Origin of the sequence: Marinobacter sp. LM1, from assembly GCF_042763285.1 — a bacterium.
Lineage (GTDB): Bacteria > Pseudomonadota > Gammaproteobacteria > Pseudomonadales > Oleiphilaceae > Marinobacter > Marinobacter nauticus.
Map to the genome: position 1 here is coordinate 668,933 of NZ_CP114373.1, position 14,523 is coordinate 683,455.

The 14,523-nt window shown below is 58.0% G+C and carries 11 protein-coding genes and 1 tRNA gene; 3 read left to right on the forward strand and 9 right to left on the reverse strand.

Going from position 1 to position 14,523, the window contains the following annotated elements; genetic code table 11:
- Positions 1-6: 6 nt before the first annotated feature.
- The 7 genes from OZ656_RS03065 to rpsU all read right to left on the reverse strand — a co-directional run bounded on the left by OZ656_RS03065 (position 7) and on the right by rpsU (position 9,941).
- Positions 7-3,303, reverse strand: a complete 3,297-nt coding sequence (locus OZ656_RS03065) for an Ig-like domain-containing protein (RefSeq protein WP_278350749.1) — start codon at positions 3,301-3,303, stop codon at positions 7-9.
- 11 nt (positions 3,304-3,314) lie between these two features.
- The gene (gene aupA / locus OZ656_RS03070; RefSeq protein ID WP_278350748.1) at positions 3,315-4,652 is read right to left on the reverse strand and encodes an alkane uptake protein AupA; all 1,338 of its coding nucleotides are present in this window, start codon (positions 4,650-4,652) and stop codon (positions 3,315-3,317) included.
- 299 nt (positions 4,653-4,951) lie between these two features.
- Complete coding sequence (locus OZ656_RS03075; RefSeq protein WP_153740778.1) at positions 4,952-5,506, reverse strand: PEP-CTERM sorting domain-containing protein; 555 nt, start codon at positions 5,504-5,506, stop codon at positions 4,952-4,954.
- 210 nt (positions 5,507-5,716) lie between these two features.
- Positions 5,717-5,793, reverse strand: a tRNA-Ile gene (locus tag OZ656_RS03080).
- Positions 5,794-5,853: 60 nt separating this feature from the next.
- Positions 5,854-7,701: an RNA polymerase sigma factor RpoD gene (gene rpoD, locus OZ656_RS03085; RefSeq protein WP_379944940.1), complete on the reverse strand. Its 1,848-nt coding sequence runs from the start codon at positions 7,699-7,701 to the stop codon at positions 5,854-5,856.
- A gap of 118 nt (positions 7,702-7,819) precedes the next feature.
- Complete coding sequence (gene dnaG, locus OZ656_RS03090; protein ID WP_278350745.1) at positions 7,820-9,571, reverse strand: DNA primase; 1,752 nt, start codon at positions 9,569-9,571, stop codon at positions 7,820-7,822.
- A gap of 154 nt (positions 9,572-9,725) precedes the next feature.
- A complete protein-coding gene (gene rpsU / locus OZ656_RS03095) occupies positions 9,726-9,941 on the reverse strand; it encodes a 30S ribosomal protein S21 (protein ID WP_007153483.1) in 216 nt (71 codons plus the stop codon).
- A 233-nt stretch (positions 9,942-10,174) separates the two neighbouring features.
- Between rpsU and tsaD the strand changes: the two genes are divergently transcribed.
- A complete protein-coding gene (tsaD, locus tag OZ656_RS03100) occupies positions 10,175-11,230 on the forward strand; it encodes a tRNA (adenosine(37)-N6)-threonylcarbamoyltransferase complex transferase subunit TsaD (RefSeq protein WP_278350744.1) in 1,056 nt (351 codons plus the stop codon).
- Positions 11,231-11,242: 12 nt separating this feature from the next.
- Here tsaD and plsY read toward each other — a convergent pair whose 3' ends face one another.
- Positions 11,243-11,836: a glycerol-3-phosphate 1-O-acyltransferase PlsY gene (gene plsY, locus OZ656_RS03105; protein WP_014420447.1), complete on the reverse strand. Its 594-nt coding sequence runs from the start codon at positions 11,834-11,836 to the stop codon at positions 11,243-11,245.
- 141 nt (positions 11,837-11,977) lie between these two features.
- Between plsY and folB the strand changes: the two genes are divergently transcribed.
- Both folB and folK read left to right on the forward strand, forming a co-directional pair.
- Entirely contained in the window at positions 11,978-12,349 is a 372-nt protein-coding gene (gene folB / locus OZ656_RS03110; protein ID WP_121208290.1) for a dihydroneopterin aldolase, read from the forward strand.
- The gene (gene folK, locus OZ656_RS03115) at positions 12,346-12,870 is read left to right on the forward strand and encodes a 2-amino-4-hydroxy-6-hydroxymethyldihydropteridine diphosphokinase (RefSeq protein ID WP_011784194.1); all 525 of its coding nucleotides are present in this window, start codon (positions 12,346-12,348) and stop codon (positions 12,868-12,870) included. The genes folB and folK overlap by 4 nt, the downstream gene beginning before the upstream one ends.
- Here folK and pgi read toward each other — a convergent pair.
- Entirely contained in the window at positions 12,844-14,505 is a 1,662-nt protein-coding gene (gene pgi / locus OZ656_RS03120; RefSeq protein ID WP_278350743.1) for a glucose-6-phosphate isomerase, read from the reverse strand. The genes folK and pgi overlap by 27 nt on opposite strands.
- Between the last annotated feature and the right edge of the window lie 18 nt (positions 14,506-14,523).

A 14,523-nucleotide genomic window follows, 5' to 3' on the forward strand; every position in this document is an offset into this window, starting at 1 on the left:
TGTGTTTTATTCGTACTGAGCCGGTAGGTCTTTGACCGGGTTGGAGATGAAGTTGAGGTAGGTGCCACCAACCGGAATCTCCAGCGGCAACTTGATGGTTACCAGGCCGATCTGAGAGATTCCCGCCGTGTTGGCTGTCACCAGAAGCTCATCCGCATTGCCAACAAAATTCACATTACGTTGCTCGATTTGCATACGCCCGTCATCAAAGAAGGTGATGTCTCCTTTGAGGTCGAGAGTGAATGGCCGGCCATAGAGATCATGGGTGCCGCCCAGTGGAATGACCATGTCTGGAGCGTCCAGCAGCAGGTCCGCCTTGGTGATGAACACTGGCTGTCCATTTTCGCCTTCAGCGATCACCCCGGGAATGAGTGAGTTGCGTGCGCAGTTGCTACCAGTGCACGAAGGATCATCTTTCGCGTAACGCATCCTGAGAACCTGGGTGTTTGTCACCGTTTCTTCCTGCAGTGGAATAAGGCCTGCCAGCTTGATCTTGGTGAAAACGCTGATGGAGCTGGTTGCGAGCAGTGTTGGATAGAGATCCACAAGAATGCCCTCGATCTCATCACCCTCAACGGTTGGATCCGGATCATAGGTACCGGGGCCTTTTACCTCGGTGTTAAGGGCGTAGGTCTGATAAATGAACTTGCTGCGAGGGCAGGAGACCCCTTCGCCGGCGTCACAACCGACCTGCGCCGGTACATTACCACCTGCAAGAGCGCTGGCTTGAGCTGTTTGATTGCGAACGGCCAGCTTGGTTGCGTTGGCAGAGGGAGCCCATCCCTCCGCATCACTGCCTTCATGGGCAAACGGCTCGAGGCAGTCGTCGGTATTCTCAAATGCCCGGTTACCCTTGCTGCTGTCATAGGGATTGCAGTCAATCAGGAAGTTCGAGTTGGTATCGCGAATGGGAAGGTTCCTCAGCGGTGTGAATACCGTCGAGACCGCTTCTGTGGCCGTAAAATAGATCACCAGTGGATCATTTCCACCATCCGGGTCGTTCAGACCCTCGAGCAGATCCGTTTTCAGAGCCAGGCCATCGGTGTCGCAGATTGCGCTGTAGCTCCCGGGCGAGCAGGCGCCAGAGCTCTCTGAGGATGCCAAGGTATAACGATAGTGAGCACCGGGTTCCCAGGGTTGATCCGGAAAGAACCGCACCCGCTGAGTGTTTTTCTCTAGCCGTCCGGGCACGCTCTCGACAACGCTCACAGTTCCCGCGCCGATACCGGACTGAGTCACTTTCTCAACGGCGAAGGTCTGGCCGAGAATAAAGGAGTTGATATCCATCGATTTTGAGAAAACCACGGTAATGGGCCGATCCGCCGGCATTTCACTTACCGGCATGATGTCGACGGTCGCTGCCCGTCCTCCGTTATAGGCGTCGCCCCTCACGTCATAGCACTGGCCAAGCACACCATTGGCAAGGTCCAGTGCACTGTGATTGGTTTCGCAGGGGAAACCGGGATAGGTAGTAAGTGCCAGTGGCGGGCGAACCTCAACGTTGTTGCCTTCGATGGGATCCAGTGAGAAGGTCAGCGTATCCAGGGCGACGACATTCCCGGCCAGATCGGAGACGCCGTTGACGCTCACATCATAGGTTTTGCCATGCTCCAGACCGCCGGCTTTGTTCAGGGTTACCGTGGTGCCGTCGATAGCATGCTGAACGTCAATCGCGGTGCCGTTTTCCGACACCGTGATGCCAGTTTCGATTGATTTCGGATCAAGCGGCTCATCAAAGAACAGAATGATCGGGTCACCCGGGCGCTGCATGGACTGTCGGGTTGCCGGAACGGCGTTCGCAGGGCCGGGCATCCAGCTCACCAGGCTGGGTGGTGTGGCATCCAGTTCCCGCAGGTTTTCGGCATCCAGAACCGAGTCGGCATCGGTTGCGGCCTGCAGATGGAAGGCAATGGTGGAATCGGTGAATTCCTGGCCCAGCAGGTTTGGTTCCACCATGCCGATGGCGTCGATGGTCAGAACGCCGTCCCGAACCAGAGCAATACCGCGCAGTTCAACCCCCATCAGATCCTGGGACAGCGCGGCATTCGGCTGTGCTGCCTCCGTGTTCATGGATACGTCCATAAACAGGGTGATATGCCGCGGGGCATTGATGTCATCGGTGTACTGGTTCGGGCTCATGTAGCCGGATGCATCCGAGAGCATGGTCACTTTGATGGTGCCGGTTTGCTGGTCTTCGCCGGTCGCGGCATCCAGAACCTGTACCTTGCCACCCACGAGTACGTTCAGGCTGGTGCTTTTCAGCACACTGCCCTTGGGAATGCGCAGCGGCAGTGCTTCGTCAGCATCAAACGCCGGGGCGTATGCGAGCTCGGCAAACAGGTCCCCGGTTTGTTGAGAGGGGCCGGCTTCGCCCTGGAGTACTGAGTTGAGCGTTACCGCATTGAGGGCCTGGCCGTTGAGCACAGAGCTCAGCTCACCGTTGCCGGAATCTACGGCGGTTTGTTGCAATACAACCGTTGGGCCCGTGTCTCTCGGGGTAAAGGTGAATTCCCCGGTGAAGCGGTTGTCCTCACTGCTGTCGGTCAGGCTAGCGAGGTTGGTCAAATGCAGGGTGTAGGTTTCACCGGTGTCGAGAATATCCTGCTTGCTGCCGCATTGCGACAGTTCGGGGGTTACGCAGGGGTCAACCGTAATGCGGTTGCCTTTAACCAGTACCGTCGCCGGAACCTCTTCACCGCTGGCGTCCTTTAACTGAATACTGCCGCCGAGTGATTGCCATTCAGGATGGACCGGTTGCGTCATGGCAAACCGGAAGGTCGAAAAATTCATGGCCTGGAATGGGCTGTCGCTGGCGGGTACTTGCCAGGCAATGTCGAAAGTGTCTGCGGTGTTGGCCAGCCCCGCGAGACCCGCATAGGCGCCACGGGTTGCGAACTGGATGCCGTCATCACCAGTAGCGTTCGGAGTAGTGATTTGCCGGCCGCCCTCGGCGGCCAGCGGTTCCTGGAAGGTTACGGTGAATTCTTCGCCGGTCGCAAGCGGGTTGGCAGGCTCAAGCTTCAGACTTTTGCCATTATCGATCAAGGTCACGGTAAATGGCTGGGGCTGGTCGTTACTCTGCAGGGTGATCTTGTTCTGCAGGGTTGCTTCATCATCGGTAATCGCATGAGAGAAGCGCAGCACGATGTCGGCTTTCGGGCTGATATCAGCCTGCCCATCCATCGGGAAGGAATAGACCATCGAGCCGGGTCTGGGTTTTTCGTCAATGGTCTGTTTGTCGCCACCGCCGCAGGCGGCCAGCAAAATGGCCGGAATCAGTGCCAGGGTCTTGTTGTACTTCATGGCAAGCCTCCTCAGAACTTCAGGGTGATGGAGCCGCTGAATACGTGGATATCACCATCGGCAGTGACACTGGTTTCGTCACCGTCGTAGTCAACGAGGGTGAAGTCGCGCTCCTGCAGTTGCTGGTACTGGTAGCCCAGGTCGAGCCGCACCGGGTAGGCCAGCAGACGGGTGCGGTCGTAAGTGGCACTGATACCAAGGCCAACTACCAGTTTGTCGGTATCCAGGTAGTTGAGCTCCGGATTACGGGTGGTTTTAAGGGGAGACTCTTCGTAGGCAATACCGCCACGAACGGCGAAGTTCTTGTTCAACTGATATTCGGCGCCGAGGCGAGGAATCAGGATGTCGTCGAAACCGATGCGGTTTCCGGAGGCCACGGAACCCTGATCCTTGATGGAGTCGCTGCTGAATTCGTCTTCCAGTTCCGACCAGTTCTGTTGTTCGATACTGCCGCCAATGCGCCAGCCGTCACCCGAGTATTGGGTACCGATGGCGATTGTTTCAGGCTGGAATGAGTCGATGGTCGTCACAGCCAGGCTGAGCCCGGGATCCGGGATGGTCTGGGTCACGATGATGTTGGAGTCGACCGTGGTTGAGGCCGAGGACTTCGTCCGGTAGGTCAGCGCCGTTTCCCATCCGTTCAGGAAACAGTCAGATTCAGGACAAAATGTGCTGCCCAGATCGATGTTCGTGCCCAGAATGGTCTTCAGAGAAGGCTCGGCATTGACCGCAAGGCGCTCACGGCTGGTTTCGCCGCCCAGCGTCGAGACAGCATCAAGATTAGCGGTCGCTTCGAGGGTTACCCGAACCGAAGCACCTGCGGAAATACCGCGCCAGATCGGAGTTGCACCACCGATGTTAAGGAACAAAGGTTCTTTCCCGTACTGGAGGAATTGTCCGCTCTCGCTGGTTTCAGAGCTGAAAGCCAGCATCTCCTTACCGTACTTTTCCACGCCCGCAATAAACCCGAGATAGATGGGGTGCCCGAACCGGGTGAGTGACCCAAGGTTGGTCTTCATGCCGATCAAAACGTGTTGGCTCGGGGAGTCGGAGACAATGTCCCCGCTGGCGTTGGGATTATCGGAGCGCAGCTCCTGTTCAGAATGAAGGATACCCGCCGTAAGCTCGCCACGAGGATCTTTCGTCAGCGCTGCCGGATTGTAATAGGTGGCAGAAACCTGCTCATTGAACATCGAAAGGGACTGGGCGGTGGCCACATCGACCGGCATTACACCATAACTGGTGCCCAGGTTGCCCATACTGGCACTGGTGGGCATGGACAGGGAGGCGGAAACTGCTGCAACGGCAAGGGATACCGCCCGTACTGAGAATCGGGGGGAAAGAACCATGTATACACTCCGTTCACTCATTGTTTTTGTGCTCAGTCCCGAGGGATTCCTTTCAGGACTGGTACGCTTGTTCAGGTTTTAGTGTATGAGGCTTGTCTGATCGGGACGTTGGCATTTTTGACACGACAGGGTGTCGGTAGAACCACGTACCTCAAGAATTGTCTAAAACGGCTGAAAACTCATGAGCTTAAAAGGTGGGCTTCTGTGTATTTCTGTTACTTAATGTTTGCGGTTTTGTGAACGGGCACAAAAAAAGCTCCCCGAGGGGAGCTTTAGTGGCATGTAAAGAATGTCGACACTCAGGCGGGTTTCTGTAACTTTCTTCTGATTGTGAGCATGCCCAGAATGCCAAGTCCCAGCAGGCCCAGTGTTCCTGGCTCAGGAACCTGTACAGGAACGGACTTGCCAAAGATCGCTACATGAGAAATGGCGCCTCTGTTCGGATAAAAGCCCTGAAGATCCAGTACGTCCTGGCCATTCCAGCTGCCGATGTTGAACAGGTATTGTGGCTCGTTGCCGTCTTTGACAACCAGAAAGCACTCAGGGCACACAATGTAGTCCGGGCCATCCCAGCTGATCACCGCGTTGTTAGGGTCTCCGGTGAAACTGGTGGAGTAGAAGGATTGGTAGGAGCCTTCTTCCGGGCCTTCGTAGTTGGACTTGTAAAGCAAAGTGAGGTCGGACGTTCCAAAAAGGGCTGCAACGTCACCGGCGTCAAGCGCTGGATTTGGGGGGCCTACGTCGACAGTTTTGTCGGCGTCTGCGGGGCCAAGGATCAGGGCCATAGCCCCAGCAGACCAGGTTAATGCCAGAGCCGCAATAACGTGTGTTATCTGCTTTGTAATCTGTTTCATTTTTCACCTTCTCTCAGGGCAAGCCCTGAACGCAGTGCGGCGAAGCCGCGATCTGTACTTACGTCTGACTTTCAGCACAGTGCGTGCCATTAGGATTATTTGACGTTAGAACAGAGGCTTGGGCAGTGCTTAAGAGAAGGTTGGAGGCGTATGTGTAAATAAGTTGGACAGGAGTGAGTTGGGTGCGGGTTGGGGGAGGAGTTTGGGAGATGGTGGGCCCAGCTGGACTCGAACCAGCGACCAAGGGATTATGAGTCCCCTGCTCTAACCAACTGAGCTATAGGCCCGGAAAAGAAAACGGGCGCCATTATACCCACGAGGGGTGGCGCCCGCTACTGTCTTGCGGATTAACCGTTGCCCTGGTCGTCAATGAAGCCGCGCAGGTGATCGGAGCGGGAAGGGTGGCGCAGTTTGCGCAGGGCCTTGGCTTCGATCTGACGGATACGCTCCCGGGTGACGTCGAACTGTTTGCCGACTTCTTCCAGAGTGTGGTCTGTGTTCATCTCGATACCGAAGCGCATGCGCAGCACCTTGGATTCGCGAGCGGTCAGGCCGGCCAGTACAGAGCGGGTGGCTTCGCGCAGGCCTTCTGCGGTGGCGGAATCCACTGGCGACAGAGCCTGGATATCTTCGATGAAATCGCCCAGATGGCTGTCTTCATCATCACCGATCGGTGTTTCCATGGAGATCGGCTCTTTGGCGATCTTCAGCACCTTGCGGATTTTGTCTTCCGGCATTTCCATGCGCTCGCCAAGCTCTTCCGGTGTGGGCTCGCGGCCCATTTCCTGCAGCATCTGGCGGGAAATACGGTTCAGCTTGTTGATCGTTTCGATCATGTGCACCGGAATCCGGATGGTGCGGGCCTGGTCCGCAATAGAGCGGGTGATGGCCTGGCGAATCCACCAGGTAGCGTAGGTGGAGAACTTGTAGCCACGACGGTACTCGAACTTGTCCACCGCCTTCATCAGGCCGATGTTGCCTTCCTGGATCAGATCCAGGAACTGCAGGCCGCGGTTGGTGTATTTCTTGGCGATGGAAATAACCAGACGCAGGTTGGCCTCAACCATTTCCTTTTTGGCGCGGCGGGCTTTCGCCTCACCGATAGACACCCGGCGGTTGATTTCCTTGATGTCGGCCACGTCCAGATCCACTTCGGTCTGCACGTTCTGGATGCGTTTCTGCAGGCGTACGATTTCGTCAATGCGCTCGCCGATGGCAGCGGCGTATGGCTTCTTGGTGGCGGCGATTTCTTTCGCCCACTCAAGGTTGATTTCGTTGCCCGGGAACCACTTGATGAAGTCTTTGCGGGGCATTTTGCAGTCGCGTACACAGATCTGCATGATCGCCCGCTCGTTCTCACGCACCAGGTCGTTGGTGGAGCGAACCACGTTCACCAGTTCGTCAAACGCTTTGTTGGCCAGTTTGAACGGAGCGAAAACCTGGCCCAGTTCGTTCAGGGCTTCCTGGGTTTTCTTGTGGCTGCGGCCGTGCTTGGCGAGGGCCTTTTCCGCTGCGTCGAGCTTTTCTTTCAGCAGTTCGAAGCGCAGGCGAGTCTCTTCCGGATCCGGGCCGTTGTCGTTGTCGTCATCGCTGGAGGTATCGTCGTCATCGTCCGCGCTGTCAGACTCCTCCGCAGAGGTGTCTTCGGCGGTTTCTTCACCCATGAACGGCTCGGCGTCGTCCGGGTCAAGGAAGCCGGTTACGATGTCGCTGATGCGGCCTTCGTTCTCGATGATGCGCTCGTAGGCCTGGATGACGGTGCCGGCGGTGCCCGGGAAGTGCGCAACGGCCGCCATTACGTCGCGGATGCCTTCTTCGATGCGCTTGGCGATGACGATTTCGCCTTCGCGGGTCAGCAGTTCAACGGTACCCATTTCGCGCATGTACATGCGCACCGGGTCGGTGGTGCGGCCGGCATCGGTTTCTACGGCGGCCAGGGCAGCGGCGGCCTCTGCGGCAGCGGCTTCGTCGGCAGTGGAATCGCCTTCGGTCATCAGCAGGGTATCAGCGTCCGGCGTTTCTTCGCACACCTGGATACCCATGTCGTTGATCATCCGGATGATATCTTCAACCTGATCCGGATCTGCGATGTCTTCCGGCAGGTGGTCGTTTACCTCGGCGTAAGTCAGGTAACCTTGTTCCTTGCCTCGTGCGATGAGGTCTTTCAAACGTGATTTCTGCGAATTGCCTGACATAGACACCCTGTGAACTCGCTTTTAAAAAGGAAAAAAGTTAAACAGCCATTATAGCTGTCGCTCGGTTGCGCTGCCACCGAATGGTTAGATGGTGATCAGGGCAACAGGTTTCAAGTGCTCAGCTTTCAGCCTTCGGATTTAACGTACCGGCGCTGAGCGTTCGCAGCTCCTCCCGTTCTTCCGGGGAAAGCTGTGCCAGGTTCCGGAGCAGTGTTGCCAGCCTCTGCTGGCGCGCGGCCTCTTCATTCGGGCTTAACAGCTCTCTGGCAGCCGCCAGTGTGCTTTCCCGGGCCGGTATATGCTCCAGTTCATCAAACAGGTTGTAAAACCTGTCCCTGGCCTGTTTGTTCGTGGCCAGCCCCGCGACAAGTGTCTTGCGGGTCTGAATTTTTTCTTCCAGTAACCAGCGGGCAAAACGCCCCGCGCGTTCAAGCTGCCGGGTGCTGTCTGCCAGAGCTTTCACTTCGGTTGCCAGTTCCGGCGCCTCCAGCAGGGCCAGGCACAAGGTGCTGTCTTTGCTGAGCTTTACGTCTATCCGCTCTTCTGCCGGCCGGTTCTGGCCTTCGTTGCGCCAGCCCCGTGCCTTGTAATTCTGGCCCTGCTGGCGGTTCTGCCACTGGTTGCGGCCGCCGCAAAGGCGCAGCATTTCGTGCCACATGGCGTCCCGCAACGTGCTGCGGGGCATCTTGTTCAGCAAGGGCTCAACCCGTGCCCGAAGTTCGCCTCGGTGTTCGGGCAACTGCAGATCAAGGCCCTGGCTCTGGCGATCAAACAGATAGCGTGAGAAGGGTGTGGCGCCCTCAATACGCTTCTGAAATGCGTCCGGCCCTTCTTTGCGTACCAGTGTGTCCGGGTCTTCGCCTTCTGGCAGCATGAGGAACTGCAGGTGGAGCCCGTCTGCCATCAGTTCCAGGGCGTTCTCCATGGCCCTGTCCGCTGCCCGAAAACCTGCCTGGTCGCCGTCAAAACAGAACACGATATGCCGAACGTGCCGAAGCAGTGCGGTCAGGCTGTCCTGGTTGGTGGCCGTCCCCAGAGTCGCCACCGCGTAATGGATGCCGTGCTGGGCCAGCGCAATCACATCCATATAGCCTTCGACCACCAGCAACTTGTCCAGTTGTCGAATGGCTTGCCGGGCCTCGAACAGGCCGTAGATTTCCCGGCTCTTGTGGAAAACGTCCGATTCCGGCGAGTTAATGTACTTGGCCTTGTCGTCGCCCAGCGTGCGCCCGCCGAAGGCGATGGTTTTGCCTCGAGTGTTCCGGATGGGAAACATAACCCGGTTGCGGAACAGATCCCTGGGGCGGCCGTACTGGTCCGACACCGTGCGGGTCTCAATCAGTGGTGCTTTAAGATCCTTCGGGGCGGCGTCGTAAAGTGCCGTGCCGGTGCCCGGTGCAAACCCAATCTGATACTGCTGGATAATGTTTTCATCCAGTCCCCGCTGCTTCAGGTAGTCCCGGGCATAACCGCCTTGCTGACTGGTCAGTGCTGAGTGATAGAACCGGTTGGCAAACTCCAGGGCATCGGTCAGTGTTCGCGCCTGTTGCATTTCCTGTTTGGCCGCTCGGTCGTACGGCACTTCCAGCCCGGCACGCTTGGCCAGTTCTTCTACCGCTTCGGTAAAACCCAGGCCCTCAAATTCGCGAACAAAGCTGATGGCGTCGCCATGGGCGCCACAGCCAAAGCAGTGATAGAAGCCCTTGTCCGGTCGAACGTTAAATGATGGCGTCTTCTCGTCGTGAAATGGGCAGCAGGCCTTGTAGTTGGCTCCGGCTTTTTTCAGCGTGATGCGCGAACCGATCAGTTCCGCCAGATCGATGCGATCCAGCAGGTCTTCAACAAAGCGTTGAGGGATCAGTCCGCTCATGATGGCTCCACTTCAGCCGGGGTACCGGGTGCGAAGGCATTTTCGCCATAGCCAAAAATGCCGCCGAAGCCAGGCCTCGGCGGCATTTTCAGCTTGCCGGGTGGGGCGAAACGCCGTTCCGGCAATCAGTTGTGCAGTCGATGCGCGCCTGAACTCAGTACAGACGCTCGAACTTACGCTGTTCCCGCTGAAGCTTCTTGAGATGACGCTTAACGGCAGCAGCTGCTTTACGCTTACGAACAGCGGTCGGCTTCTCGTAGTGCTCACGACGACGTACTTCAGACAGTACACCGGCCTTCTCGCAGGAACGCTTGAAGCGACGCAGTGCTACGTCAAACGGCTCATTCTCTTTCACTTTAACAGCTGGCATTCGAAAATCACCTACCTGATAGATTCGGTTTCAATTTGTTCCGTCGGCCAGTGCCGTACGGGCTCGATCCCTGGTCAGATTGGCTAAAACTCGACCAGTGCTAATTTAGGGCGGCAATGATAGCCGCTGGGCTGGCCAAGGTCAATCACTGTTCAACGAAACTGCCGGAAGCTTTCGGGTTTCTGCTAAAATGCCGCCAACGTACCCGACACCCCTTGGATGTAGTGCCCATTATGCTGATTCTTGGTATTGAAACCTCCTGCGATGAGACCGGTGTAGCCCTGTTCGATGATCAGCAGGGGCTGCTGGCCCATGCCCTTTACAGTCAAATCGGTATGCACGCCGATTATGGCGGCGTGGTGCCGGAGCTGGCTTCCCGGGATCATGTGCGCAAGCTGCTCCCATTGTGTGATGAGGTGCTGGCTCAGGCCGGCAAAGCCCGTTCTGATATCGAAGGTATCGCCTATACCGCCGGGCCGGGGTTGGTGGGTGCCCTGATGGTGGGCGGCTCGGTGGCGCATGCATTGGGGTTTGCACTGGGGGTTCCGGTGTTGGGCGTGCATCATATGGAAGGTCACCTACTGGCGCCCATGCTGGAGGACAATCCGCCGGCGTTCCCGTTTGTCGCGCTGCTGGTGTCCGGTGGCCATACCCAGTTAGTGCGGGTGGATGGCATTGGTGAGTACCAGATGCTGGGTGAATCGGTGGATGATGCCGCCGGCGAGGCGTTCGATAAAACTGCGAAAATGCTGGGGCTGGATTATCCGGGTGGCCCCCGGGTAGCTGCCCTTGCGGAAAAGGGTCGAGAGGGGCAGTACCGTTTTCCCCGCCCGATGACCGATCGTCCCGGCCTGGATTTTTCCTTCAGCGGCCTGAAAACCTTCACCCTGAACACCGTGAACGACGCAAAAGATAAAGGTACGCTGGATGAGCAGGTAAAAGCAGACATTGCTCTGGCGTTCGAAGCTGCGGTAGTTGATACCCTGGTCATCAAATGTCGCAGAGCCCTGGAGCAAACAGGGTGTAAGCGGCTGGTCATTGCCGGCGGGGTCAGCGCCAACAAGCGGTTGCGGGCGTCACTGGAAGCCATGGCAGAAAAGCTGCGTGGTTCAGTGTTCTACGCTCGTCCGGAGTTCTGCACCGACAACGGTGCCATGATTGCCTATGCCGGTGCGCAGCGGCTAAAGGCCGGTCAGCAGGATGGCGAGCGGATTGTGGCGGTACCCCGGTGGCCGATGAATACCCTGCCGCCGGTGGCGGAACCTCGTCACAACGGCCTTGTGGACTAGCCGGGCGGGAACTTAGAGCCCGGTTTCCCGCCCCTGGGCCAGGCGAATCAGGTTGTTGCGGTGACGCACCACAATCAGCAGGGTCAGCAGTCCGAACAGGGGCAGGGTTTCCGGTTCCAGCAGGGCGCTGATGAGTGGGCCGCTGGTGATAGCCACCAGAGAGGCCACGGCTGAAATGCGCCAGCGCCACATCACGCCCAGCCACAAGCCCGCCATGATGGCGGTGGTGAGCGGTGCCAGCGCCAACCCTGCCCCGAGAGCCGTGGCAACACCCTTGCCGCCTTTGAATCGATAGAATGCCGGGATCATGTGCCCGGTCACCGCGCACAGGGCAATCATGGCCTGCACCAGAATGGACATGCCAAGGCTTTGACCGAGCCAGACGGGCAACCAGCCCTTGAACGCATCCAGCACCAGGGTTGCCAGCGCGGGTTGCCAGCCACCTGCCCGGTACACATTGGTGGCTCCGGGGTTGCCGGAACCCAGGGCGCGAGGATCTGGCAGTTTCCAGAGGCGGCACACTGGTATCGCGAACAGCACGGAACCCGCCAGATAAGCGCTGGCGCAAAGCAAGACAATCGCAACGGGTTGGCTAAAGACGTCCATGGCGTAACCGCTGTACAGAGACTGGGCCCTGTGTTCTGTGAGAAAATGCCGCCCGCATCAAGGCAGGCTGGTTGTCCGTCACAGTATCGTCTGCCTGTGTAATATTCAATCAGCCATCAGTGGAAGGCTCGGGAGACCGGTTTGGCAAATGGCAAATGGGACACAGTCCTGATCGAAGGACTGGCGGTGGAAACCGTGATCGGGGTGTACGATTGGGAACGTGAAGTCACACAGCGGCTACTGGTGGATCTGGAACTGGCGTGGGATAACTCGGTGCCCGGCGCCAGTGACGATGTTGCCGATGCGCTTGATTACGCCGCCGTTAGCGAGCGGGTCAGTCAGTGCCTGCAAACGCTGCAGCCGGAGTTGCTGGAGCGGGCCGCAGAGGAAGTTGCCCGTTTGCTGCAGGGCGAGTTTGGCGTGCGTTGGCTGAGGCTGACGTTGAGCAAGCCCGGTGCTGTGCCGGCCGCACGCTCGGTGGGCGTGAGAATTGAGCGGGGGGCACGGGCATGAAACGTGTATACATCAGTATCGGCAGTAATATTGAACGCTATCGCCATGTCAGCGCGGCGCTGGATGCTCTGGCCGGTTGGTTTGGAGAACTGGCCATTTCTCCGGTTTACGAGAGCGAATCGGTCGGCTTCGATGGCTCGGATTTTCTGAACCTGGTGGTGGGTGTGGATACCGATATGTCGGTAGGAGAGCTTTCCCGGCGCTTCAAAAAACTCGAGGCAGACAACGGCCGCAAAGCTTCGGCGCCCAAGTTCAGTCCAAGGACTCTGGATCTGGATATTCTCACCTGGGGCGATGCGACCGGCACCCTTGATGGGGTTGAACTGCCCCGGGCTGAAATCCTAAAAAACGCATTTGTCCTGAGGCCGCTGGCCGATATTGCTCCGGACGAATTGCACCCTGTGTGTGGAGAGAGCTATCGCAGCCTCTGGCAGTCTTACCAGAAGGACCAGAAGCTCTGGCCCGTCGATTTCACCTGGCAGGGGCGTCAGATCTCAAGTTCCGGAGCGGTCGCGGAATAACCGGATCAGGTTGTCGGTGGCGCTGTCTCCAGCGCTGCCATCTTCACTCTCGCCCAGCAGTTTCGGAAGAATTTCGTTGCCAATCTGTTTGCCCAGCTCCACGCCCCATTGATCAAAGCAATCAATATCCCAGATCACGCTCTGCACGAAGGTGCGGTGTTCATAAAGTGCAATCAGTGCCCCCAGGGTGTGCGGAGTCAGGCGTTCCATCAGCAGGATGTTGCAGGGCCGGTTACCGGGAATGGCCTTGTGTGGGGCCAGCTGGCGGGCGGCATCACCATCAAGACCGCCGGCCAGCAGTTCCTGTTCGGCCTCTGCTTCCGTCTTTCCGGCCATCATGGCCCGTGCCTGAGACAGACAATTGGCAAACAGAGCAGCATGGTGGCTGGCCACCGGATTGTGGGACCTCAGGGGAATGATGAAGTCGGCAGGAATCAGCCGGGTACCCTGATGAATCAGTTGGTGATATGCGTGCTGGCCGTTAGCTCCCACGCCGCCCCAGAGCACGGGCCCGGTAGGGTAATCCACGCTGATGCCATTCTGGGTTACGCGCTTGCCGTTACTCTCCATATCCAGCTGCTGAAGGTGCTCCGGCAGGTATTTCAGGTATTCGTCATAGGGCAGTACCGCATGGCTCTCGGCGCCCCAGAAATTGTTGTACCACACGCTGAGCATGGCCATGATTACCGGCAGGTTTTCCCGCTCGGGCGCTTCCCTGAAATGGGAGTCCATGGCATGTGCACCGGCGAGTAGCTCCCGGAATGCCGCCATGCCAAGCGTTAACGCAATCGGCAGGCCGATGGCGGACCAGAGGGAATAACGACCACCTACCCAATCCCACATGGGAAAGGTGTTGGCCGGTTCGATGCCGAACCGGGCCGCTTCTTCGACGTTGGCCGTGACTGCCATGAAATGCTGGGAGACCGCGGCTTCGTTGCCACCATTATCGAGAAACCATTGCCGGGCGAGCAGGCTGTTCTCCAGGGTTTCCTGGGTGCGGAAGGATTTTGACTGCACCAGAAACAGCGTGGTGTCCGGGTTCAGGCGGGTGAGGGTTTCGGTAATGTCGGTGCCATCGATGTTCGCGACAAAGTGACAGTTGATGGAGCCCTGCCAGTAAGGGCGTAGCGCCTCGACGGCCAGCTTCGGCCCGAGAAACGAACCTCCGATGCCAATACTGACAACGTCGGTAAAGCGGGCGCCGGAGTGGCCGGTGCGTTCACCACTGTGAATGCTGTCAACCAGCGCTTCCATTTTCCCGAGCGTGCGATGGATTTCAGGAATGATGTTGTCGCCGTTAACCCATACCTCGGCCTGTTCACCTTCACGAAGGGCCGTATGCAGGGCAGGCCGTTGTTCCGTGAGGTTCACCAGGCCGCCCTCAAACAGGGCCCTACGACGTTCCTCCAGACCACAGGCCCGGGCCAGGTTGAGCAGAGCTTCCAGCACCTCGTCGGTCAGCCGGTTGCGGGAGAAATCCAGCGACAGGCCGGCGCCCTCTACCAGGTAGCGCTGGGCCCGACCTGGATCCTGCTGAAACAGATCACGCATGAGCAGGTGTTCGAGCCGGGCTTTGGCGTCGTTGAGAGCTCGCCATTCGGTTCGGCTGGTGAGCGCAGGATGTTTCTCAGGCATCAGAGGGTCCCTTCCGTT